Raw genomic sequence first — 24,924 nt, forward strand, 5'->3', positions numbered from 1 at the left:
CTCGCCCGCCGGATCACTCCATCTCGTAAAGGGGCTCGCCCACCGGCAGCGAGCAATGGACGTGCACGGCTCGCCACGAGTCGCCGCTTCGCTCGAGGAACCAGCTCATCCGAACCTGTCGCAGGAAGATCCGTCGACCCGTCTTCGCATGCGTGAATTCGGAGTCGAACGTGGCCATTGCGCAAGCGGCTCGTCCGCCTGCGAACACCACCACGCGGTCGTCGTACATCCGCTTGCGGAGGTCCTGGAGCACGTGGAATTGGCGTTCGAGGTGCTCTCCATACACCTTGGCGCCCACGTAGGCGGGGTTGGACACGTCGAAGACCACCGTCGTGTCGCTCTGGGTGAGCATCTCGTCGACCACGATCTGGCCGCCGACATACGTGAGCGAGACGAACCGGCGCATGTATGCCCGGACGGAGTCCTCTGCTTCTTTCAGCGAAATCGCATCGACCGGCGAGCTCACGTCCTCCGCACCGCCGCCGGTTTTTTTGCGGCTCTCCGTGGCCTCCAGCAGCGCTTCGATCCGCCCGGCCAGGTTCTTCACGTTTTCGCCGGCCAGCATCGAGAAATGATCCCCAGGCACTTGCACCACGTCCATGCCCCGAATGGGCAGGTCCTTGCCGCTGGATGGACGCAGGACCGACAGGAGCCTCGATTTCTCGCTTGCCCTGAAGTGCGTCGCCGGCACGTCCTGCTCTGACGGCCGGTGGCGGCTCCATAGCGCGAGGTGGTGGTCGTAGACGCCGAGGTGGCGCGAGGCGATGCCGAGAGCCGCGGAAAGACGCTCGACGCCGTCGCGTTGCGCTCGCGCCTTGCCGCCGGCTCCCTCGGCCTCGGCGAAAATCGCGGGCAGCATCGAGAGCGCGGGCAGACGAGGATCCAGCCGGCGTAGGAGCCCCACGCCGTCGGACACGGACGCATACACGTCGATCAGGACGAGCTGGGCGACCGTCTCCCCACGGCTCCGGAGCACCCGCGCCATTTCCGCGGCGACGAGGCCGCCGAACGACCAGCCGCCGAGGAGGTAGGGGCCCCTCGGTTGAACCCGCTGGATGGCGTCGACATAGGTCACGGCCATATCCTCGACGCTGCCGGCCCGCGCCCCCTGGTCCTCGAGCATCGGGGATTGCAGGCCGTAGAAGGGCCTGTCGGACGCCATCGCCGCCGCGAGGGGCGCGTAGCAAAGCGCCCCGCCGCCAATGGGATGAACGAAAAAGATCGGCCGCTTCGCGCCCGTGGACCGAAGTGGCACGAGGCAATCTCCCTCGCGCTTGCTCTCGACCGCAGCGGCGACGCCAGCACGCGCGCTGCTTGCCGCCGGGGCGGGCGACGGCGCGGCGGCCACCACGGGCGACGGCGCAGCGGCCACCGCGGGCGTCCTGGCGGCAGCGGGGGCGTTTGTCACGGTCGTGCCTCGGCCATCCTGCGCGGGTGCGGTCCGACCAGCGGCGCGCACCAGGGCGACGAGCCCCCCGAGGGTGGGGTTCGTCGCGAATGCGGCATTCTTGATCCGCTGACCGGTCTTCATGTGGAGCTCGGCGAGGAGCTGCACGGCGAGCAGCGAGTCGCCGCCGAGATCGAAGAAGCTCTCGCCGGGCCGCGGATTTTCGACGCCGAGCATGCGCTTCCACATGTCGCGCACGATCTGCTCGGTGGCGTCCGACGCGAGTGCATTCGATGATTCGAACATCATCTCTCCCGGGGCAAACGCTGCCACCGCCCCGCCTTGGACGACGTTGCTCGTGGCCGCGCGTCGCGTGGTTTCGTGTGCTGGGCGCTCCACGCCCTGTTCGCGTTCTGCGATGAGGAGGCCATGGTCTTGCATGTTGCGCCTTTCCGCAATCGTCGGCACGGCCGTCATCTGCGCGAAGCCGGCCTGCCTGAGCATGTTCAGCCAGTGGTCGAGGTCCATCGAGAGCCCGTGCCCCCGCGCTTTGTCGATCTCCCAGAAGCCGGGTGCGAGGCCCCAGGTCAGGAAGTCCCACGTCTCGGTGCGGGTCGCCTCGACGAGGACCAGCGATCCACCGGGGTTCAGGCGATCACGTAGCCTTCCGAGCGCCGCCGGCAGGTCGAGGGCCACGTGGACCGAGTTGAAACCGAGGATCACGTCGTAGCGCTCGTGAATCCCCTGCTCTTCCGGCGACCGGTTCAGATCGAACCGTATCGCCTTCATCCAATCGATGCCGCGCCGTGCAGCCTCGGCCTCGGCGCGCTGCAGGAACGAGCGTCCGACGTCGCTGAAATGATATTCGACGTCCGCGCCGCGCAAGAGCTCCATGAGCGGCCAACTGAGCGATCCATGACCGGCGCCGACCTCGAGCATGCGGGTCTTCCGACCTCGGCGGCGGGCGACGATATCGACCACTGCCTCGCGCGCCAGCGAGAGGTAAACGTCCTCGTAAAGGTAGCGCTGCGTGTCCTGCATGCACGCGCGGTGAAAGGCGTCGGTGCCGTCGGGGTACAGGATTCCCACGGGCTCGACTGCGCCGGTCAATGCGTCGTCGTAATGGTTCACGCAGTGCTCGATGAACCGGAAGAGCCCCGCGAAGCCGGGGAAGTCTCTCCGCATTTCGGCGGAGCGCTCGGCGGCTCGTCCTGCCTGCGCCGCGGAGAGGACGAGGTCGCCCTCCGGCGTGCGTCGCGCGAGCCCTGCGCGTATGAGGATCTGCGTCAGGCGCGCGAGCATCGGCGCGAACTTCGGCAGGATGCCCGCGTCCTTCTGCAGCACCGAGAGCGAGCGTCCGCGCCCCAGCTCCGCGCCGAGGCGGCGACCGAAGAAATCCAGCACCAGGCTTGCGCAAAACGCTTCGAGGCGCGCCCGCAGGCCGGGTTGGCCGTCGATTCCTCGCACGCCGAATTCCTGGGCGAGTGCGTCGGCGCGGTCATCGAGGGACGCGCGCGTACGGACGGGCTCGGGCTTGGGCTCGGGCTTGGGCTTGGGCGAGAGAGAGTACACCCGGCCCTCGAATGGATACGTCGGAAGCGGGATACGTCGCCTGCGCTCGTGCGCGAAGAAAGCTCGCCAATCGATCTCCACCCCGAGCGCCCATGCCTTTCCGACCCCAGCGAGCAGGGCGGCGTGCGAGGAATCGTCTCGCTTGCGATACCCTGGCATGTTGCCCACGACGTCGCAGGACGCAGTCGCATGAAGCGATTGTGCCTTGAGGAACGACCCGAGCGTGTTCCCAGGCCCGAGCTCGAGACAAACCGGCGCCCCGAGCTCGAGAAGCGTTCCCAGCCCGTCCCCCAGGCGGACGGCGCTGCAGAGGTGGTCCGCCCAATACTCCGGATCCGTCGCCTGCTCCGGGGTCAGATACGCACCGGTCACGTTGGACACGATGGGTAGGGTGGGCGGGTGGAGCTCGATCTGCGCGACGCGCTGCCGGAACTCTTCACGAATGGCGAACATCAGCGGTGAATGGGACGCGCGGGAGACGCGCACGGTGCTCGTCTCGATCGCAGCCCCCGTGAGGCGCGCACGTACAACTTCGATTTCGTCGACGGGCCCCGAGAGGACCACGCACCCGGGCGCATGGGTCGCGATCACCACGTCGCCATGAAGGAAAGGCAAAGCCGTCCGCTCGTCGGCGAAAACCGAAAGCATGCCGCCCGGTGGCGTCGCGTCCATGAGGCGGCCTCGCAGGGCCACGAGCACGAGCGCATCCCGGAGGGAGAGCACGCCCGCGATGCATGCCGCGACGTACTCACCGAGGCTATGTCCCAGCATCGCAGCGGGCTTCACGCCCCAAGCGAGGTATTGCCGGGCAAGGGCATACTCCACGACGAACAGGAGCGGCTGAGCCCATTGCATTTCATCGAGCTTGCGCTCGCCATCCGGGAGGAGGCCGAATAGCAGCGGCGCGAGATCGAGCCCGGAGACCTCGCGCAGGAGAGCGACGCACCGGTCGACTTCTTCGCGGTAGACCGGCTCGGCGTCGTACACCTCGGCCCCCATCTTCAGGTACTGCACCCCGTGTCCAGGGAACAGGAACACCACGGGACGCGCGGTCGACGCGACGGCGGACGGCACCTCGCTCGCATCCAGCGCCCAGGGCAGGTCCCCCGCGTTCCGGCCGACGATCGCCATCCTGTGCCGACCTTGTGCTCGTCCAAGGGCGAGGGTGTACGCGGCGTCGGCGACGTCGACGGATGGATCGCTCGCGAGGTGAGCGCGTAGTCTGCGCACGCTCTCGGCGAGCGCCGAGGGGGTACGCGCGGCGAGGCAGAGGAGTTGGAATGGCCGCTGGCTGGGCGAAGTAGCCGCCTGCGGCGCCTCTTCGAGGACCACGTGCACGTTCGTGCCACCGATGCCCATGGCGCTCACCCCGGCTCTCCGCGGGGCCGTTTCACGCGGCCAAGGCAGAGGGGCGTCGTTCACGAAAAACGGCGTCGTCGGGAGCTCCAGCAGCGCGTTCGGGGTGCGGAAGCTCGGGTTCGGCGGGATGACTCCGTGACGGAGCGCGAGCGCTGCCTTGACGAGCCCGGCGGCCCCGGCCGCAGCGTCGAGGTGCCCCAGGTTCGCCTTCAGCGAGCCCAGCGCGCAGAAGCCTCGTTGCTCGGTCCATCGCCGGAACGCCCGCGAGAGCGCGCGGACCTCGGTCGGATCCCCGAGGCGCGTGCCGGTTCCGTGCGCCTCCACGAAGCGAATCGAGCCTGGATCCACGCCGGCGCGTTCGTACGCCTCCCCGATCGCCGCGGCGAGGCCGTCCTCGCTCGGCGCGGTGAAGCCCACCTTGCCGGCACCGTCGTTGTTCATCGCCGAGCCGAGCAGAACCGCGTGGATCGTATCGCCATCCGAGAGGGCATCCGAAAGCCGCTTGAGGACGACCAGCGCCGCGCCGCTCGACTTGACCGTGCCGCTCGCGTCTGCATCGAAGGGTCGGCAAACGCCGTCGGGCGCGTAGATGCCTCCCTCCGCGTGGAGATATCCACGCTCGGCCGCTCCGAGCGACGCGAGGGAGACACCGCCGGCGATGGCCATGTCGCATTCGCCTGCAATCAGGCTTTGGCGAGCCATGTGGACGGCCGAGAGCGACGTCGAGCACGCCGTCTGAACGGTGACCGCCGGGCCGCGAAGCCCGAGCTTGAAGGCCACCCGCGTCGCGAGGAAATCTTGGGCGTTCAGCGTGAGGGCTCGGTAACCCTCCAGATCACTCCCGCCGGCGCGAAGCTTATCCATCACCGGCCCGAGCCAGTGGCGCGGCACGCCCGTGCCGCCGAAGACCCCGATTTTGCCCGGGAAGCGCGCCGGATCGTACCCCGCATTCTCGAGCGCCTCGTATGCGCATTCCAGGAACACGCGTTGCTGCGGGTCCATGAGGGCCGCGTCGGCATCGCTGTAGCCGAAGAAGCCGGCGTCGAAACGCGCGGAGTCATCGAGCACCCCTTCCGCGGCGACGAACTCGGGGCGATGCACGCGCTGCGGATCCGCGCCCTCCAGGACCAACGCGTCGCGATCCAGAGCGCGGATCGTCACGCGGCCCGCCCGCACGACCTCCCACAACTCGTTTGCATTGCGGATGTCTGGAGCGCGAATTGCAATGCCCACGATCGCGAGCGCGTCCGGGCGAACTGCGAGGTGATCCCGCGCCTTCTCAGGACTTCGTTGCACGAGAGCCAGCGCGCCATCGCTGCTGGACATCTTCGCGAGGTGCGCTGCGAGCTGCCGGATGGTGGGCAATTTGAGGAGCGTCACGACGTCGACGTCCGTGCCGAGCTGCGCGGACAGCTTCGCCTGCACGCGCGAGAGCGCGAGCGAATGGCCGCCCACCTCGAAGAAAGGCTCGTCGACCCCGACGTCGCCTTCGAGGCCGAGGACCTCGCGCCAGATGGCCGCCACCGTTCGTTCGAGGGACGTGCTCGCCGATGCAGAAACTCGCTCGGGCGACGGCGGGGCAGGGAGCGCCGAGCGGTCGATCTTGCCATTCGGGCCGACCGGCATGCGGTCGATCCTCAGGATGGCGGACGGCACCATGTGCTCGGGCAGGCACTCGCGCAGCAGCCTCTTCAACACATGCGGGAGGTCTCCGGGCGCGTCCGAGCGGGGCACGACGTATGCGACGAGGCGTTTTTCCCCGCCGATCATCTCGACGAGCTTGGCTGCAGATACCTGCACGGCGGGGTGACGATCGAGCTCTGCCTCGATCTCCCCGGGCTCGATGCGGAATCCGCGCAGCTTGAGCTGCTCGTCCATACGGCCGAGGAACTCGAGATTGCCATCGTTCCGAAAACGCACTCGATCGCCCGTGCGATAAAGCCGACCGCTACCAAAGGGGTTCGGCACGAACCGCTCGGCCGAAATCTCGGGGCGATCGAGGTAGCCGCGCGTGACCCCCACGCCCCCGATGAAAAGCTCGCCGGGGACGCCGCGCGGGAGGAGCCGCATCTGCGCATCGAGCACGTAGCACCGCGCGTTCGGTACGGGGCGACCGATGGGCGGGCGCTCGCCGTCCGGCGTGCATCTGGCCAGGGTCGCGCAGATCGTCGCCTCCGTCGGCCCGTACGCATTGAAGAACCGGCGCCCCGGGGCCCAGCGTGCGACGAGCTGCGCCGTGCAAGGCTCGCCGCCGGCGATGAGCGTCTGCAGCGGCAGAGAGGCCTCCGCGCCGTCGCCTCCGGCATCGAGCGCCGCGATTGCCGAGGGGCAGAGGAGCGCCACCGTGACGCGCCGGTCCCGCAGGAGCTTGCGCAACGAGGGCCCTGGCAGGAGCGCGCTCGGCGGCGCGAGCACGAGCGCCGCCCCCGCCGGCAGCGCCATGATGATCTCCATGACCGACGCGTCGAAGCTTGGCGAGGCAAACTGGAGCACGCGGCTGGTCGGGCCGATTTCGAAGGACGTTATCAGGGCCGGCGCCAGGCTGCACAGGCCTCGATGGGGCACCAGGACGCCCTTGGGGCGGCCCGTGGACCCCGAGGTGTAGATGATGTACGCCAGATTGTCGGGACCAACATCCGTGACAGGGCGGTCCTTGGGCTCTGCTTCGATTGCCGCAATTTCCTCGTCGAGCAGGACGACGCGCATGCGCGGATCGGGCAACGTACCCAGCGAGCGACGATCCGTGAGGAGGACGGCGGCGCCCGCGTCTTCGAGAATGAAGGAGAGGCGCGCCCGCGGGTAAGCAGGATCGAGGGGGACGAACGCCCCCCCGGCCTTCAGGACGCCGAGGAGGCTGATGAGCGCCTCGAAAGATCGCTCGAGGCAAATGCCGACCCGGACCTCCGGACCGACGCCGAGAGAGCGCAGGTAATGCGCGAGCTGGTTCGCGCGGGAATCGAGTTCGAGGTAGGAGAGCGTCTCGCCTTCGAAGATGGCTGCAGGCGCTTCGGGGCGCGTTCGTACTTGAAGCTCGATGAGCTCGTGGAGGCAAGCGTCCTCGGGATAGGGGGCGTCAGAGCCGGCGAGATGCAGGATCTCATCGGCCTCCGCCGGCGTGAGGAGCGGCAGGGCGGAGAGTGGCAGTTCGAGATCACGCACGACCGCTTCGAGCAGGGAACGGAAATGCTCCGCCATGCGGGCGATCGTCGCGGCATCGAATAGATCGGCGGCGTACTCGATGAACCCAGCGATTTCCTCGCCGCGCTCTTCCAGATCGAACGTGAGATCGAACTTGGCGGTCCCCGTACCGATTTCCGAAACGCGCACGGATAGCTCCGGGAGATCCAGCGGCGCGTGCGGCGCAACGGGCGCGTCATTGTAGCTGAACACGACCTGGAACAGCGGCGTTTGATGCTGCGCGCGAGCGGGGCGGAGCTCCTGCACGAGCCGTTCGAACGGGACGTCCTGGTGACGATAAGCCTCCGAGGTCACCTCGCGGACGCGCTCGAGCAACGTTCGGAAGGTAGGATCGCCGGACAGATCGCCCCTCACCACGAGCGGGTTGATGAAGCACCCGAAGACCCCGTTGGTCTCGGCCCTCGATCGTCCTGCCGTGACGATGCCGACCGGCACGTCCTGCTGCCCGGTATAACGATGGAGCAGGGTGAGGAACGTCGACAGCAGGGTGGTGAACAACGTCACGCGCTCTCCACGGGCGAGCGCCCGGAGCCCATGCACGAGCTCGACGGGCAGCTCCACGGTGTGCCTCGCGCCCCGGCGCGTCTTCGCCGGGCCCGGACGATCCGTCGGCAAATCGAGCACCGGCAGCCCCGCGAGTTTGCCCTTCCAATACGTGATCGAGGGCCGCAGGACATTCTCGCTCAGCCAGCCGCGTTGCCAGATGGCGAAGTCCGCATACTGGACGGGCAGGTCCGGGAGGCGCGGCGCCTTCCCGGTGGAGAATGCCTCGTAGTGCCGCAGCAGGTCGGGCACCAGCGCCGTGACGAGCGACGTCCGGTCGTAGACGATATGGTGCACCACGAAAAAGAGGCGGTGCTCCGTGGGGCCGAGCTTCACGAGCAGCGCCCGCGCGACGGGCCCACGAGCGAGGTCGAACGGCTCACGGGCATGCTCTTGCCCGAGCATGTGGGCTGCGGCGTCCCTTTCCTCGGCTGCGCGCATGGTGAGATCGACCGTGAAGAGAGGGATCGAACCCGTCGAATGGACGATCTGCACGGGTTGACCGTCGCGCGTCCCGAAGGTGGTACGCAGGGCCTCGTGGCGCGCGGCGAACGCTCGTAGGCTCTGGTCGAGGGCCACGACGTCGAGCCGCCCCCGCAAGTCGAAAGCAGCGATCTCGTTGTAGATGGCGCTCGCGGGGTCGACCTGAGCGATGAACCAGAGTCGTTGCTGCGCAAACGACATCGGGACAGCGGGCAGGCGTGGAGCGCGCACGAGCGGCGGGGCCGGGGGCACCGCGGCCGTGTGGATGGAGGCATCGATCCGGTCGGCCAGCCGCGCGATCGTGGGCGCCTCGAAGACGGCGGAGAGCGGGAGATCGACGCCCAGTCGCGCATAGACGAGGGAAAGGAGCCGTGCCGCGAGCAGAGAATGCCCGCCCAGCGCGAAGAAGTCATCGTGGATCCCCACGCTGTCGAGCCCGAAGACGTTCCCCCAAAGCTCCGCGATCACCGCCTCGGTCGGGGTCCGCGGAAGCATGCGGGGCGCGTCGGAAAATGCGGGAGCTGGCAGCGCCTGCCGATCGATCTTTCCGCTCGGCGTGAGGGGAAGCGCGTCGAGAACAACGAATACCGAGGGGAGCATGTATGCGGGTAGCTTTTGGCGTAGCCACTCGGCGAGCTCACTTTGTGGTGGATGCTCTGCCCCGGCCGCGACGTACGCAATGAGGCCTTCCTCACCGTGCAGCTCACGCAGCACGACCGCCGCTTCACGGACGGCAGGGTGCTCCCGCAAGACCCCCTCGATTTCGCCAAGATCGACCCGCGCACCCCGAATTTTCACCTGATGGGCGAGCCGCCCGAGATACTCGAGGTTGCCATCATGCCGCCAGCGCGCGCGGTCCGAGGTGCGGTAAAGGAGGCTTCCGGGCGGCCCGAATGGGTTTTGCACGAAACGTTCTGCGGTGAGGTCGGGGCGATGCAGGTAGCCGCGGGAGAGCCCGGCCCCTCCAATGTAGAGCTCGCCCGCCATGCCGATCGCGACCGGTTGCATGGACGCATCCAGCACGTAGACTTGCGTGTTGGCGATGGGACGACCGATCGGTACCGGGCCGGAGTGCTTCTCCGGGACCTCGAAAAACGTCGAGTCCGCTGCGGCCTCGGACGAGCCGTAAAGGTTCACGAGCCTCCTTCCCGGCAACCGCTCGTGAAATCGGGCGACCAGGTCCGGCGTCAGCGCCTCTCCGCTGACGAACCACCGCTGGAGCCGGGGGAGGCGCGCAGCGAGATCCGGTTCGACATCGAGCAACGCCCGGAGCAGGGAGGGCACGAGCACGATACGCGTCACGCCCTCCGTAGCGAGCACTTCGAGCAGGCGGCGCGGATCCCTCGCGGACGCGTCGGGAACGATCACGCTGGGGACGCCCTGGAGCAGGGGTGCCAGGATTTCGCCAATGGAGTCCACGAAGCCGATGGAGGTCTTCTGGCAAGCGACCTCGCCAGGCGCGAACGGCCAGCTTGCCCATCCCCACGAGAGTCGATTGACGAATGCCCGGTGGGATCCGAGGACACCCTTGGGCTTTCCGGTCGAGCCAGACGTATAAATGACGTAAGCTGCGTCCTCCGGCCCCGTACGATCCGCCCTGACGAAGGTGGTAGGAGCGTCGAGATCGCTCGGCGTCTCGTGCTCGTCGAGGCGCAGCACGGTGGCCTGCCCCCGAATTTCCGGATACGGACCATGCACGATGATCACGGGCGCGCGCGAATCCGCGACCATGAAGGCGAGGCGCTCCTCCGGGTAGCTGGGATCCATGGGCATGTACGCCCCGCCAGCCTTGAGGATACCGAGCAACGCGACCGCCAGGCTGACGGAGCGCTGCATACATACGCCCACGGGGACATCCGGACCGACCCCGAGCGAAACGAGCCGCTGCGCCAGCCCATTGGCCCGGTGATTGAGCTCCTGGAACGTGAGCCGCTCGTGTTCATCGGATACCGCGAGCGCCCCTGGGGTCTTGTCCGCGCAGGCCTCGAACAATTCGTGGAGGCAGCGATCGTCGGGATAAGTCGCGGTCGTGTCGTTCCACGTGACCAACACTTTGTGACGTTCGGCGGCGCCGAAAGGTACGACCGAAGGAGGAACGGTTTCACCGACGTGCTCTCGCGCGTCCTGTCGAGCTTCGACGTGATGAGGCAAATGATTCGGCGCCATGCGCGGCATCTCAATCCCCCGATCATCAACAGCCATGGATTGAGGCGCACACCAGTGGAGCAACCGGTGTGGCCCTGCGACGGGGCCTCGGCGACAAATCGCGCTGCCCCTGGGAATAGACGCAAGAGGGAAGCGGGGCTTGGAGTCGAACGAGACGCGCCCGGGGATGGTAAATTGAACCCCAACATGACGGTGGCATGGTTTCTATCGTTTGCAAGGCGGATGAGCGCCTGCGTTCCGTCGGATACCTGCTTTTGACAGTCGACGCCGTGGGGCACCAGGTATCTCGGGGCTACCAATCCGATCAGACGCACGTGATCGCGTCTTCGGCGGCCGACAGGAGGACGTGGCCGCATGCTCAGGGTTCGGGATGGCGAGGGCCGCCGGAGGACGGGAAGGCGGAGGCGGGCGCCTCAGCGCGGGCGGCGCCGGGCCCTTCGGCCGAGGCCGAGGCCGAGGAGTGAAAACGCGAGCAGCAAGACCGGGCTCGCGCTGGACGGGCCGATACGGCAGCCGCAGCCGGCCGGATCCGACGAGGCGCCGCCCGACGAGCCGCTCCCGCCATTGCCGGAAGGTGCACACCCGTCGTTGGCGGGATCGAACGTGCCGCTCTTGCAATCGTCGCATTCATCCATATCGGAGTCGCCGCACGACGCGGGGTCGTTCGGCGAAGGATCGGTCTCGTCGGGCACGCCGTCGGCGTCGGTGTCGAGGAGGACGCGGATCGCGACGTTCATCGTGCTCGAGAGGGTCGACACGCCGACCCTGTAACGGATGTCCAGGTTGAGCACGTGTTCGCCGAACTGGGTGAACTTCAGCGTCGCGTCGCGTGAGCCCGACGCCGCGGGATCATTCGGCTGCGCGATCGTGCCGCTGATGGCGCCGAGCTCCCAGCTCCCGCCCTCGGCCGAGACGGTGCCCATCTTGGCGTCGACGACCTCGAGGCCGCTCGCGGCATTGAGCGCGCGGAGGACCGCGTCGAGCGCCGGCCCGCTCCCCTCGTTTTTGTAACCGACCACGTAGCCGCGCTCGACGGGCAGGCTCTGCGCCGCCACGACGAGCTCGCCGGTGAGCGAAAGTCCCATGCGCGGTTGCCCGCTGGCGCTCGTGCAATCCGCCTCGAAGAGGGCATTCAAGAAGAGGCGCTGCCCCGACTTCCCGGTATACGAATGGCCGCCCAGGTAGCTCACCTTGCCGCCGCACGACTCTTCCGGGTTGAAGTTCTTCGGCGGCGCCTTGTCGCCCGTGAACTTGGGAGGCGGCGGCGGCGGATCGACGTCACACGTCCCGTCCATGTACCCGGACATCCAGACGTCCTCCTTGCCGGGCCCGTCCGTGGCCGTGATGAACGTCACGTCGCGATCGTTCTTGTACGTGGTCCCGAGGTACGTGCTCAGGTTATAGGCCGGCTCGCTCCCGCCCTCCGGCGAGAAGAAGCCGTCGAATTGCATGTACGGCACGTCGGGGCGCAGCACCTTGAAGGGGCTCGGCGAGGGCGCGATGAGGAAGCCGGCGCCTCTCTCCTTGGCGTCGTTCGGCAGGCAGCAGTCCTTGCCGGGGCCGCAGCCGTCGACCACGCATTGGAAGTCGCCCTCGTCGGGGCCGGGGTTGCAAGGGCAGGGGGGCGGGGTTCCGGTCGTCGTGAGGAAATGGCCCATGCGCCCGGGATCGTCGAGATAGGGCCACGCGGGGTTCGGCACCGCATTCTCGTACGCGTTGACCGCCTGGCACTCGGCGAAGAAATGGGTCGGGTACTGGAGGAACGAGCGGACCTCGGCGACGACCTCGTGGCCGTGGTAGGTGATGGGCTTGCCGGCGCATTCCTCCGGTGTCGCCGGGCAGTTCCCGCCGCCGCATTCCACGAGCTCCCGGTCGGCCACGTTCCAGTGCATGCTCATGATCTGGCAGTAGGCCGGCAGGCCCTCGGGCGTGAAGAGGGCGCCATTCTTGTGGTTCTTGTTCGGCGCATCGCAGGTGCCCATGTTTCCCATGACGCTGGGCACGGTGAGCAGGTCCGGGTTCGCCGTGCCGGGGCCGCAGGTGCCCGCGCCGCACTTGGCGGCCGGAAACTCCGCTCCATTCGATTGCTTGATCCCCGCGGCCCGCAGATACGCCGTCGCGATGTCCTCGTTGCCGTCGGCGAAGACGGCGATGGTCGGCGCGGCGAGCAGCTCCTTTTTGGAGTCGGCGGTGAAGGGCGCGGTCGCCTCGTGGACCGTCACGACCTGGAACGTGGCGCGGTCCGCCCACGGATTTTGAGCCCACAGGTTTTGATCGTTCCAGGCGTTGACGATCTCGATCGCCTTGTCGCGATGGAGCGCGTCGACGACGAAGGGCCCGCCACGGTAGCCGTGGTTCTTGATCGTGGCGCCTTTCGCGGGGCTGCCCCAGACCACCTGGGCGCCCGCGAAGAAATCGGGGCTCGCCGTGGGGTACGGGCATTTCATCCCCGAGCCCTCCTCCGCGCAGTCCCACGCGCACAGGTCGCCGGCGGTGTTGCAGGCCGCGGCGTGCCAGACCTTGTCGGGCTCGATCACCCAATGAACGGGCACGCCCTCGCGGAGGAGGTGAAAGAGTAGCCCGTAGGCCTGGTACATCCCCTCGGTTTGGTAGGCCTGATCCATGGGGATGATCAGGCTCCCGGCGGGAAAGGTCCGCTCCTCGGCGTGAGCTTCGCGCGCGGCGACGGTGGAGAGCGCCAGCGCGGGGAAAAGTGCAACCCCCGAGAACAAGAGTCTGCTGAGCTTCATGCGTGCCTCCTCCAGCATGGGCCTATGCGTTCGAGGCCACGCGGCGCCCTTATGGGCACGAACGACCTCGTCCCGCGAAGGCGATTCTCATTTGTACGTCTTTGCAGATGAAATCCGTGGGACAATCGCGGTCGTCCGCACATTCATCGACGCAGCGTTTTCCGTCTCGGCCGATGCAAAAGAAATCGCTCGGACAATCCTGAATGTTGCACGTCGCACCGAACGGAGCACCGTTGACGTCGGTGATCGGGCGGTCGCCAGCCATGCCGTACGCTTCACCTTCAAGTGCTCCTGTTTCAGGCGTAACGTCACGCTATCAGAAGCCGCAGTCGGGATCGAGATGGTTAATTGATTTACCGGGGGGACGTTTGGCCCACATGTAGCGACACGCAGCCTGGTAAGAAAAGCGACCGCGCGTGTCCATATGCGCGCTCGCTGAAAAACATCGGCGAGCGACCATTCAATGGAACTCGGGCCTGCGCATCACGAGGGATGTGCTCGCGAGCCTGCGGCGATGGCCGAGGAGGCGACGCCCGGATGGCGCTCCCGCCGGCGTCGATATGATTCCGGGGGTTTCTCGCAGGTCACGGAGCCGCTGCGCTCGCCTCCGCCAGGACCGCGACGGGACCCCAGACCGTCGGGGCCCACAGTCCTCCCTCCGCGTCCACGGCGAGCTTCGCGTCGTTCATCGCGATGCCCACGACGGCCCGTGTGACAGGATCACGGAGCAGCGTGCCCTTCGGGATCGAGCGTCTGGGGAGGTCGCTCCGACCGTCGAGCGCGCTCACCTCCAATGCGAATGGACGTACCGGCCCTCCGAGCGGCAGCTCGGCCAGCTCGGAGCTCTGGATCCACGCGCTGACCGTGACGTTTCCCTCGACGAGCTTGCCCCCGTTCGACACCTCCACGCGCGACCACGCGCCGCCGCCGCGCAGCACGACGTCCGCGTGGCGAATGCGGACCAGCTCCGGGCCGTCCTTGCCGATGTGGAGCGTGCCCGAAGCCACGAATCGCCGCTTGCCCCTCGTTTCCGCGCGCGACGCGGCCGAAGCGCGCGCCGGATCGAACACGACATCCAGCGCTGCGAGGTCGACCCACCCCGAAATGGTCCCACCATGGAACGGCACGGCGATGAGCACCTCGTCGCCGCGCGTCTCGCGCTGCTCGCACGGGGTCCCCACGCGCACCGATATGGTCGCGTCCCAACCCTTCGGACGAGCCGAGCCGCGTGCGACGGGGCGCAGTTCCACGTCGCGCGCGAGCACCTTGCCGACGCTCGCTTCGTCCACCCAGAAGAGCAATCGGAAGGTGTGCAGGATCGGAATCAGATGCCCCACGCCCTTGACCGTGGGTTCCGGCCCTGCTTCGCCTTCTTCCTCGACGTCCACCACGACGCGGATGCGGCCTTCGCGACGTTCGGCGATCGCGAGGTCGAGAAACGGCGTCTGCTTCCAGGGTCCCGCGCCGCGTGATCCGAGCGCTGCCCCCTCGGGCGTGAACCGCCCGCTCGGCCGCGCGAACAGACGAACGCGAGGCCCCGCAGCGTCGGCGGCGCGGGCCAGCGCCTCGGCCTCGACCTTGCTCGGCGGAGGCGGAGCCTCGGCGCCGAAACGGTTGCTCGCCGCCGGCGAAGCCTCGGCGTCGAGACGGTTACCCGGCGGCGGCGCGGAACGCGCGCTTGGCGCCGCCGCGACGGGTGGGGCCGTGGAAGCAGCCGGGAGGTCCCGCGACTTCGCGTGCTTTTCTTGCGGTTGCGGGCCGGCGCAGCCGACGAAGAGCGCGGCAGCGATCACAGCGTGACGACGAGCCGTCGAGCGGTTCACGGAGTGCCACGCTACTCCACGCGCCCCGCCGCGCTCCAGCACGAAATGGAGCGGGCAGATGATCGGACGCATCAGGAGAGGAGACAGGGCCGGGAACGCCTTCCGGCTGTCACGGATCGGTCCCGAAGTACCGATCCCCGAAATCGCCAATGCCGGGCACCATGTACGCGTTCTCGTTCAGGCGCTCTTCGATCGACGACGTGACGATCTTCACGCCGGGGTGACGCTCGCCGACGACGGCAATGCCCTCGGGCGCCGTGATCAGGTTGATGAAGATGATCTTCTCTTCTGCGACGCCCCTCTCGAGCAGGACCTGGATGGCGGCGAGCGCGGTCCCACCCGTGGCCAGCATGGGATCCAGAAGCAGGACGTGGCGTCGCGCGATGTCTTCGGGGAGAGATGAATAATAAAGGTGCGGCAGCTTCGTCCTCTTGTCTCTCTGAATGAGGATCTTGCCGATACGAATCGAGCCGCAGACGGCGCGCAGCCCCGCCTCCATGCTCTCCCCCGCGCGCACGACGGAGACCCCGCAGATCTGGGAGGCGAAGCGCAGGCCGTCGTACGTCTTGCCCACGGGCGTCTCGACCTCGCACGGATCGAAGGGGAGGAGATTCAGGCCCGCCTCGATCAGCAGGCGGATGATCCTCCCCGAGTAGAAGACGAAATCCTCCCGGCGCACATTCCGGTCGCGGATGACCGTGTGCAGCGCGCGAAGCTGGTTCGTTTGGGGCAACAGGTGTACGTTCTTCGTCCCGACGTACTCTCGCGTCCGCATGACGGGCGCAATTGACATGTCAATCATCGTGAATCGCTTTCATTTCGGGTGAACGTGCTCGTCTGGTCATTTGCATGCCGAAGAGCACCATGACGACGCCGAGGAATCGTGCCGCCGTGGGGGGCACGTCCTGGTTGTGGTAGTCCATCAAGACGGCGGAGATCATCTGGCCGCTGATCACGAGCAGGGCGACCTTCATGCCTCCGAGCCTGGGTAACACGTAGCTGTACATGGCCACGTAAAACGCACCGAAAAAACCGCCGAGGTATGCGTAGAGCGGAGCGCCGGAGGCGCCGGACTTCCAGCCCCCCAGGACGAAAAGCATCAAGGTCAGGAACACGAATCCGACGATGTGGTTCCAGAACGACGCTTTGAATGGGCCGAGCACCGTGCTGAGCTGGCCGTTGATCGCGCGGGTCGTGCCGACCACGACGCCGTTGAGGAGGGCGAGGATGATGTAGAGCGCCATGGGTCACGCTCGGCCGAAGATGATGAGCACGCTGCCCGCCAGCACGAGCAGCGCCGCGAGGAAGTCGGCGGCGACGATGCGCCGCTTCGGGGTGCGAAACAGCCCGAAGTGATCCGACACGATTCCGAAGAGCACCTGCCCGACCAGCATGAGGGCAATGGTCCCGGACAACGCGAGGCTGCTGTTCACCGCGATCGCGGCCAGGATCACCGTGAACGCTCCGGGGACGCCGCCCAGATAATACCAGAGGGGCGCCTTCGGGGGCGGCTGAGCCTCTTTGCTTGGAGGACCCAGCAGCCGCGAGCACGACACGACGAGGACGAACGCCGCGAAGGCTCCCAGCCCATGCGCCGCCCAGGACGCGAAGATCGGCATGGTGTGTTTGGCCAGGAGGCCGTTGTAGTTGAGCATCAACGCGAGGAGGATCCCCGACGTGAATGCCAGGAGCCAATCTCTGGAGCGTCCGATCATGGGTATCGACCACCGTCAATTGGGCAAAAGGCCCGTCCGCAGGCATTTCAGCACGTCTTCGAACGTATCGACCACCCACGTCGGGCCCGACGACGAGAGCTCCTGCACGCCGTGCACGCCATAGGTGACCGCGACGGAGCGCATGCCGGCGGCCCGGGCCATCCATACGTCGTGCGTCGTGTCCCCGACCATGACCGCGCGTTCGGCCGGGACTCCCAGGGTACGCATGATTCGCTGCCCCATCTCGGGATCCGGCTTCGGCCGGGCGACCTGATCGGCGCCGACGACCACGTCGAAGTGGCTCCGCAGGCCCGCCGCTTTCAAGAGCGCATCGGCGCTCGCATGGAACTTACTCGTCGCCACGGCCAGGGTCAATCCCTGGTCACGCAACGCGGGCAGGCCTTCCGCGACCCCGGGGATGAGCAGAGCCTCCGCATGAGGCAGGACGATATCGCGAAACGCGATCTGGTATTGCGTGATGCCATGAGTGACGCGCATGTCGTCCAGCGGGACACGCATCAGCTCGCTGAAGGCCTGCTCCAGCGGCAGCCCGATGGTCGCTCGAATCGTCGAGGCGCTCGGAGGCCCGAAACCCATGGCCGCGAAGGCCGTCGAGAACGTCGCCACGATCGCGCGCGGCGTGTCGATGAGAGTCCCGTCCAGGTCGAAGATGGCTACACATTTCATCGAGGTTCCTTCGGATGTGGAGGTCACTTGCAGCGCGGCTGCCGGCGGTATTGCGCATGGGCGACCGCCAGACGACTGGCCACCTCGGCCGTGCTCACGAGGACGGCCATGTTTGCCTTGGCGGATCTGCCTTCCGTCGCCTCGTCGACGGCGCGCATGAGGTATTTGGTGAGCGCGTTCCCCCGGACGCCCTCGTTGTCCGCGGCGGCCATCGCTTTCATCATGATCGCGTCGACCACGCGGCCATCGATCGCGTCTTTTTCCCGGATGGGGCTGGTGATCAAGACAGAGCCGCGGTTGCCCAGCGCCCAATGGTGCTCGATGGCCCGGGCGATATCCTCTTCCTCGTCCAGCCTGTGTGGGCTGCGGATGCCGCTCGAAGCGCAATAGAATGCCGGAAAATCGTCGGATTGGAAGGCGATCACCGGAACGCAATGCGTCTCGAGGTACTCCAGGGTCGAGGCCAGATCGAGGATGCTCTTTGCCCCTGCGCAAACGACCGCGACCTTCGATCGGGTGAACTGGATCAGGTCCGAGGAAATGTCCATGGTCCGTGCTGCGCCCCGGTGCACGCCTCCGATGCCCGCCGAGGCGAAGAAGGGAATGCCCGCCAGCTCCGCGGCGACCAGGGAAGAGGCCACGGTCGTAGCGCCCATTCCCCCCTTCGCGAGGAGGACGCACATGTCCCGGCTGCTGACCTTGGGGATGCCCGGCGTCGAACCAAAACGTTCGATGTCCGCCGCCGTCATGCCAATCATGAGCCGTCCGCCTTCGATGCCGATGGTCGCCGGAACTGCGCCGCCGGCCCTGACAACCTCCTCCACCTTCCTGGCCGTGGCCACGTTCTCCGGATAGGGCAAACCGTGGGTGATGACATTCGACTCCAGCGCGACCACCGGCTCTCCGGCATGGATGGCCTCCGAAACCTCCTCGTTGAACACCAGCGGGACATTCACACGTCGATTGCGGCTCAGCTTCATTTCTCGTCTCGGCAGGGGGATCAATACTTGGGAATCTTGCACAGCAGAGCTTTGCGCTCTACGATCTGGGGCACGTAGACCTGCTCGTTCCAGTGGGCCTTCTCGATCGGCTCGAGGGCGATCGAGATCGCACCCTCGTCGCAACGGAATGCTTTCTGGACGGCGCTGGTGATCGTGACGATCAGCTCGGATTGCTGCTCCGGGCTGAGGGACACGGGGAAATGCTTGATGTTCACGTGCGGCATGCGGATCTCCTTTCTTGCGCGGGTATGGCTCTCGGGCGCGATTTCGCGGCGGATCATGTCCAGCAGCTCGTCGATGCCCGGCTCCTTCAGGAGGCCGTAATGGTCGGTTTCGAGCTCGATGATCGTCGGGGGGCCCGACGAATACCCTTCCGGGCTCTCCAGAAACGAGTCTTCGTCCCCCCGGGCCTTGAAGATGGTCACGGGGGCGCCGACCCGCCTCGCCGAAAACTCGCCCGAGGTGTACTCGAATCCGTACGTCCGACGGACGACCCGGAGGATCCTCTTCGCCAGCTCCCGATCGAGATTCATGTATCTCTCGCAGACGAACGACACGAAGCTCTCTTCGTCCCTGGCGACCTCCAGGCACTCGGCGAGCGCAGGGTCGGCAAGGCTGCCTGCGAATACCGAGAACAGAATGGTCACATAGGCCTCGTCGTCGTAGGCGGGCTCGCGGCCGTGGGTCGACGCGCCCTTCGCCTCGACCTTCGGCGAACCTGGAGCGATCAAAAACAGGTGCTCCACCCGCCCGCCAGCTCGCTCGAGCTGGTGGGCCGTTTCGAAGGCCACCCGTGCGCCGAAGGAATAGCCCCATAACGTATACGGCCCCACCGGCTGCAATCGCTTGATGGCCTCGATGTCCGCCGCCGCCATGTTCGCGAGGGTGGCGTACGGCGTCTCGCCCTCGTTGATCCCATGCGCCTGCATGCCGTAGAAGGGCTGGTCGACGCCCATCTTGCTGGCGAGCAACCGCAGGTTCATGGGGTAACCGCCGAGGCCCGGCCAGCAATAGATGGGGTTGTTCGCGCCTCTCGCCTGCAGCCGCACCAGTCGCGACGTGGCATTGACGTTCTGGCCGTCGACCTCGAGCGCGAGCTTCTCGATGGTCGGTGACCGGAACAGGACCTGCAGCGGCAGCGAGAGCCGAAATGCCTTGTTGATCTTGTGGACCAGCCCGACGGCCAGGATCGAATTGCCTCCGAGCTGGAAGAAGTCGTCGTGCACGGAGATGGTGTCTTGCTGCATCACCTCGACCCAGAGCGCCGCGAGTCGCGCCTCGGTCTTCGTTCGCGGCGCGACGAACGGTCGGCCGACGAGCTCCACCTCGGCGCCGTCGAGTGCCTTCACGTCGATCTTGCCATTCGGGGTGAGCGGCAGTTCGTCGAGCACGACGACCTTGTTCGGCACCATGAAGTCGGGCAGGAGGTTTTTCAGATCCTCCCGGATCATCTCCGCGGGCCCCTTCATGTGAACAGCGTCCTCCTTCATTCCTTCGCTGCGCCGTTGCTCCTCGCTGATGCGGCCTCCGACGAAAAAATAGGAAGGCCCCGGGGCCCTGCCACAGGCCTTCAGAATGCCATCCATGCGCTTGGCCGAGGGCAAATCGTTGCCGGTCTTGGAGCTGTACCCCGAGGACATGAACCCGAAGTTCATGTCGTTGGCCTGCAGGTGGTGGAGCGTCCGGCCGAGGTCGATGTACCGCAGCCAATCCTCGGTCGTCCTGCCGAGGACGGTGATCCCGAAGCTCGCCCTCTCGTAGACGCGCTGGTTGATGGCAATGACGTGCCGCTTCTCGATGAGATCGTCCGAGACCTTCTCGAGGGCGCCCTCTCTGTACTCGTATTGCCCTGCCGGCAGGTCCGCGACCTTGCCGGGGTGGGCCTGGACGTACAGCTCGATCGCGTCGCTCGGGCGCGTCGCGGAGCGCGGGACGAGCTCGAACGTGCCGAGGTATTCGTCTTCGTCCGCGCACTGCAGATGATCCTTCGTGGCGAGGGCATATTCGAGGGCCCGGATGTCGAGCCCATACCCGGGCAGGATCTCCTCGAACAGCCCGACCATGTGCCCGGCCTCGATTTCCAAGACCTCTCGAATGTTGTTCTTGTACGTGGGCTGGATGGCCCGCTTCTTTCCGATGAAATGGACCCTCGCCCGGGCCACCGAGGGGGTTTTTCCTCGTATCAACACCAGTTGATGGTGAACCGGGTGGTAATAGTAGTACCCGGCCTCCAGGCCACCGACGCCGTCGAGCTCGAAATACATCTGCGTCGCGTACAGGGCTCCGGGCGACGCATAACCGTACTTCGGCAGCAGCCGTTCCTCGCTGAGGTACTGGCCGAAGTATCGCAGCATCTCCCCGAGCTCGGCGAAGCTCAACGTCTCGGGGCTGCGGGGGCCGACGCCCGCGGCCTGCGGACGCATTTGCCGGCCGAGCAGGCGCAGGACATCGGCCTTCGTGACGTCGCCGCCCTCGAAGAACCGGTAGGTCTTGCGAGCAAACACCTGCCGCCTTTGCGCCGGTGAAGGCAGCCGGCCGGGCAGGTCGAAGGCCTGCTTGCCGTCGAGCTCCCAGGGGTCCCGGCACCCCATGTTCGAGAGCTGCGCCCGGACCTGGAGTTTGCTCTCCTTCGATTGGTGGTGAGCGCCGTGATTGCCCTGGTCCATCAAGGCCGCCTCTTTCGGGTTCAGCTCGACGAAGGCAATCAGGTTCTGAAATCCCGTGCGGGGACTCTCCTTGACGATGACCGACGCGTTCTTGACCCAATCATGGTTCTCGATGGTCAACCTGATCTCGTCGAGCTCGACCCGGAATCCACGAAGCTTGATCTGGTTGTCGACCCGGCCGGCGAACTGGACGGTGCCGTCCGCGTTCCAATACGCCAGGTCGCCTGTCTTGTAGAGCTTGCCACGCTGGTCATTCGACACGAACGGGTCGTCGATGAATCGTTCTGCGGTCAGGTCGGGCCGGTGCAGGTAACCTCGGGCGAGCTGAGCTCCGCCGATGTACAACTCGCCGACCTCGCCCACGGCCCTGGGGGAGAGAAGCTCGTCGAGGATATGGTACCGTGTATCGCGCACCGGGACGCCGATGGATATCGTGCCGGGGCCGTCGCGAAGGGTGCTGCAATCGACGGTGCAGGCGGACGAGTTGATGGTGCATTCGGTCGGGCCGTACAGGTTGATCAGCTCGCATGCGGGCAGCGCTTCGAAGAAGCGGAGCGCGAGGCCCTTCGAGAGGGCTTCTCCACCGCTGAAGACCTGCGTGAGCGAGTCGCAATGGCGGAACTCCTCGGTATCCAGGAGCGCCTGGAGCAACGTCGGGACGCATTGCAGGGTCGTCACGTGATGCCTTTGGATGGTTTCGATCAGCCTCTCGGGGTCCCGGTACACGCCGGGGCTGCCCACGACGACGGTGGCGCCGCAGGCGGGGGCCAGGATCTCCCATTGCGCGGCGTCGAAGCTCATGGGCGTCTTCTGCAGGACGACGCGCCTCCGATCCAGCCCGTAGATCGTCCGAAGCCAGCGCATCTGGTTGACGATGCTACGGTGCTCGATCATCACGCCCTTCGGCTTGCCCGTGCTCCCGGACGTGTAAATGACGTAGGCCAGGTCGTGCGGGCGCGGGCCCGGGTCGAGTGCACGTTCGCTCACCATTTCATTCGCCTGGAATGCTGCCGCCTCCTTCAGGGTGACGATCCGCGTTCCCCGCGGGGCGAGGTCCGTCAATCGCTCCACGAGCCCTTCCTGGGAGAAAATCACCTTCGCGCAACTGTCCTCGAGCATGAAGCGCAGCCGATCTTCAGGGTATTCCGGCGAGAGCGGCAGGTAGGCGCCGCCGGAGAGCACGATTCCCCAGGCCCCCACCATCAGGTCCATCGATGGCTCGACGAACAGGCCGATGCAGTCGTCGGGCGCCACGCCGAGGTGCCGCAGATACCTCGCCAGGTCCGCGCTCCTCGTCGCGAGCTCGTGGTAGGTCAGGCTTTCGTTCTCGTGGACCACGGCCGTGCAGCCCGGCTGCGCCCGGGTATGCTCCCGGAGCAGATTGGGGAGGCACATACCTGCGGAAAACTCGGTGTCGGCGGGCAGCACGGTTTGCCCCCACGCGACTTCATGAGCGCGGGGCGAACGGTTCATGATGTTGCTCATCGTCATCTCTTTCGGAAATGCCGCGGACCTGGCCGGCGCTCGTCGCGATCCCCGGTCGACGGCGCCTCACAGCAGGCCACGTGCCACGCCGCGCAATGGTCGCGTGTGCTCGCCACGAGGACGCAATTGCGGGCTGTTTTTCGCGCCCTCTCCGGCGCGACGTGCTGGTGATGCAGGCGCGCGGCGAGAGGCCGTCGCGCAAGACGTTGCGTGCCCACGCGACGCCGCCAAGCAAGACGTTGCTTTCCCAGGGCTGTTGCCGCCGGGCATGCCGAGCATTCGGCTGCGTGGGTCGAGGCCGCCAGGCGGATGGCAGCATGGAATGGCAGTATCAATCAGCCCGGTCACGGGAAGCTTGCCAGGCGCCGGGGAGGCCGAACCCCTGGTTTGTTTGCCTACGTGCCCGTCGTCGACGTACCCTCGGTGTCGCGTTCGCGCAGACCATGCATCCGATCGGACAGACTCCTCGAGAGCGCGGGGATTTCAGGCGCAGCAGCACGCGGAAGCGTCAGGACGACCGATCGCATGAGCGTGGGCTTGCGTATGACCCTCCGGTCACGAGGCACACGGCCTAAACGATGATCCTCCCCATCACCCACGAAAACATGGAGGCGCGGCGGTGGCCCGTCGTCACCCTCGTCATCGTCGCGCTCTGCTTCGTGGTCCATTCCATCGTCGCCGCCACGGAGCGCTCGCAGGCGCAGAACCTCAACGCGCTCGTCTCGCAAGCCCTCACCTACCACGCCGCGCACCCGTATCTGGAGACGCGCCCGCCGCTCGACGAAATCGTCGGATACGCGCAGCTCCCGCTGTTCGGCGAAAAACCGCGCCCCGAAAAGGCCCCGGACGACGAGGAAGCGTTGGCGCGGCAGCAGCAGTACTTCGATGCGCTCGGCCTCTCCGTGCAGAAGACGATCGACGCATTCCCCACGCGCCGTTTCGGCTACGTGCCCGCGCGCGGGGACGTGCTCGGGCTCGTGACGCACCAGTTCCTCCACGGCGGCTGGCTGCATCTCTTGTTCAATCTCTGGTTCCTCTGGCTCTGCGGCTGCAACATGGAGGACCGATGGGGCCGCGCCGTCTACGGCCCGTTTTATGTCGCGGCAGGCGTCGTCGCCGCGCTCGCGCATAAATTCTCGGGAGGCTCGCCAAACGCCCCCCTCATCGGCGCTTCGGGCGCCATCGCCGGCGCCATGGGCGCGTTTCTCGTTGCGTTTGCCAGGACGCGCATCGGCTTCGTCGCCTTCGTCCGCCTGCGCCCCATCTTCTTCACGGCGCCTGCGTTCATCATGCTCCCGCTCTGGCTCGCCTCGCAGGTCGCCTACTTGATGCTCGCGCCGGGCGACGGCGTCGCCTACGCGGCGCACGTAGGAGGCTTCGTATTCGGCGTCGTCGTCGCAGGGGCCCTGCGCTCGAGCGGCATCGAGAAGAAGCTCGACGAAGCCGTCGAACAGAGCGTGACGACGGTGCAGGATCCACGCATCGTCGAGGCCTCGGACCTCATCACGCAAGGCCGCGCCGCCGAGGCGCTCGCGCTCCTCGACGAGCTCCACGCTGAGATGCCTTCGAATATCGACGTGCAACTCGAGATCCTGCGGGCCACGAAAACGCTCGGCCAGAGCGCGCGCGAGATGGCGGCCTACGCTCGGCTCATGCAGCTCTACGTGCGCACGGGCCAGACCGATGGGGCGATCGCGCTCTTCCGCGAGGTGCGCACCGAGAAGCGGCTCCTCGATCTGCCTGCCACGGCGCTCATGCAGATGGGACAGACGCTCGATGGCGCCGGTTTTCCGCGCGACGCGACGGACGCGTACGAGGGAGTGCACCGGAAAAACGCAGAGACCCTCTTGGCCGTGAAGGCGATGATCGCGCACGCAAAAATCGCCGCGCGGCTCGGGGCGATCGAGGAGGCGCGCGCGCTCTTTACCGCGGCGCGCGAGTCGCCTTTTTCGACGAAGGAGCTCGATGACGCGGCCCTCGTCGAGCTCGAGGCGCTCGACAAACGCGAGCCCGCAAAGTCCGGGCGTGTTGCTTCATGACGCGGGGTTGTCGGGGGGTCAAGGATGCGCGGTACGTGTCGTCCTTTACC

10 protein-coding genes are annotated in these 24,924 nt (G+C 66.7%); 1 reads left to right on the top strand and 9 read right to left on the bottom strand.

Features of this window, described 5'->3' with window-relative positions; translation table 11 throughout:
- Positions 1–13: 13 nt before the first annotated feature.
- The 9 genes from QHF84_RS06765 to QHF84_RS06805 all read right to left on the bottom strand — a co-directional run bounded on the left by QHF84_RS06765 (position 14) and on the right by QHF84_RS06805 (position 22,745).
- Positions 14–10,594, bottom strand: a complete 10,581-nt coding sequence (locus QHF84_RS06765; RefSeq protein WP_281312361.1) for a non-ribosomal peptide synthetase/type I polyketide synthase — start codon at positions 10,592–10,594, stop codon at positions 14–16.
- A gap of 527 nt (positions 10,595–11,121) precedes the next feature.
- On the bottom strand, positions 11,122–13,458 hold the full coding sequence (locus tag QHF84_RS06770; RefSeq protein ID WP_281312362.1) for a hypothetical protein: 2,337 nt from the start codon (positions 13,456–13,458) through the stop codon (positions 11,122–11,124).
- A 584-nt stretch (positions 13,459–14,042) separates the two neighbouring features.
- Positions 14,043–15,353, bottom strand: coding sequence for a hypothetical protein (locus QHF84_RS06775; protein WP_281312363.1), 1,311 nt, complete (start codon positions 15,351–15,353; stop codon positions 14,043–14,045).
- Between the two features lie 37 nt (positions 15,354–15,390).
- Positions 15,391–16,083, bottom strand: coding sequence for a uracil phosphoribosyltransferase (gene upp / locus QHF84_RS06780; protein ID WP_281312364.1), 693 nt, complete (start codon positions 16,081–16,083; stop codon positions 15,391–15,393).
- Positions 16,076–16,525, bottom strand: coding sequence for a DMT family transporter (locus tag QHF84_RS06785; RefSeq protein WP_281312365.1), 450 nt, complete (start codon positions 16,523–16,525; stop codon positions 16,076–16,078). The genes upp and QHF84_RS06785 overlap by 8 nt, the downstream gene beginning before the upstream one ends.
- Before the next feature lie 3 nt (positions 16,526–16,528).
- Positions 16,529–16,996, bottom strand: coding sequence for a DMT family transporter (locus QHF84_RS06790; RefSeq protein ID WP_281312366.1), 468 nt, complete (start codon positions 16,994–16,996; stop codon positions 16,529–16,531).
- 15 nt (positions 16,997–17,011) lie between these two features.
- The gene (locus tag QHF84_RS06795) at positions 17,012–17,683 is read right to left on the bottom strand and encodes an HAD family hydrolase (RefSeq protein WP_281312367.1); all 672 of its coding nucleotides are present in this window, start codon (positions 17,681–17,683) and stop codon (positions 17,012–17,014) included.
- Positions 17,684–17,706: 23 nt separating this feature from the next.
- On the bottom strand, positions 17,707–18,663 hold the full coding sequence (locus tag QHF84_RS06800) for a pseudouridine-5'-phosphate glycosidase (protein ID WP_281312368.1): 957 nt from the start codon (positions 18,661–18,663) through the stop codon (positions 17,707–17,709).
- Between the two features lie 20 nt (positions 18,664–18,683).
- Complete coding sequence (locus QHF84_RS06805; protein WP_348652849.1) at positions 18,684–22,745, bottom strand: amino acid adenylation domain-containing protein; 4,062 nt, start codon at positions 22,743–22,745, stop codon at positions 18,684–18,686.
- A gap of 668 nt (positions 22,746–23,413) precedes the next feature.
- Between QHF84_RS06805 and QHF84_RS06810 the strand changes: the two genes are divergently transcribed.
- Positions 23,414–24,874, top strand: coding sequence for a rhomboid family intramembrane serine protease (locus QHF84_RS06810; RefSeq protein ID WP_281312370.1), 1,461 nt, complete (start codon positions 23,414–23,416; stop codon positions 24,872–24,874).
- The last annotated feature ends 50 nt before the right edge of the window (positions 24,875–24,924 follow it).

Source organism: Polyangium sp. y55x31, from assembly GCF_029946505.1.
In the GTDB taxonomy this organism is placed as follows: domain Bacteria; phylum Myxococcota_A; class Polyangia; order Polyangiales; family Polyangiaceae; genus Polyangium.

Coding starts and splice junctions, on each gene's coding strand:
- QHF84_RS06770 (WP_281312362.1), bottom strand. CDS start 13,458: ATGAAGCTCAGCAGACTCTTGTTCTCGGGGGTTGCACTTTTCCCCGCG.
- QHF84_RS06775 (WP_281312363.1), bottom strand. CDS start 15,353: ATGCGTCCGATCATCTGCCCGCTCCATTTCGTGCTGGAGCGCGGCGGG.
- upp (WP_281312364.1), bottom strand. CDS start 16,083: ATGATTGACATGTCAATTGCGCCCGTCATGCGGACGCGAGAGTACGTC.
- QHF84_RS06785 (WP_281312365.1), bottom strand. CDS start 16,525: ATGGCGCTCTACATCATCCTCGCCCTCCTCAACGGCGTCGTGGTCGGC.
- QHF84_RS06790 (WP_281312366.1), bottom strand. CDS start 16,996: ATGATCGGACGCTCCAGAGATTGGCTCCTGGCATTCACGTCGGGGATC.
- QHF84_RS06795 (WP_281312367.1), bottom strand. CDS start 17,683: ATGAAATGTGTAGCCATCTTCGACCTGGACGGGACTCTCATCGACACG.
- QHF84_RS06800 (WP_281312368.1), bottom strand. CDS start 18,663: ATGAAGCTGAGCCGCAATCGACGTGTGAATGTCCCGCTGGTGTTCAAC.
- QHF84_RS06805 (WP_348652849.1), bottom strand. CDS start 22,745: ATGTGCCTCCCCAATCTGCTCCGGGAGCATACCCGGGCGCAGCCGGGC.
- QHF84_RS06810 (WP_281312370.1), top strand. CDS start 23,414: ATGATCCTCCCCATCACCCACGAAAACATGGAGGCGCGGCGGTGGCCC.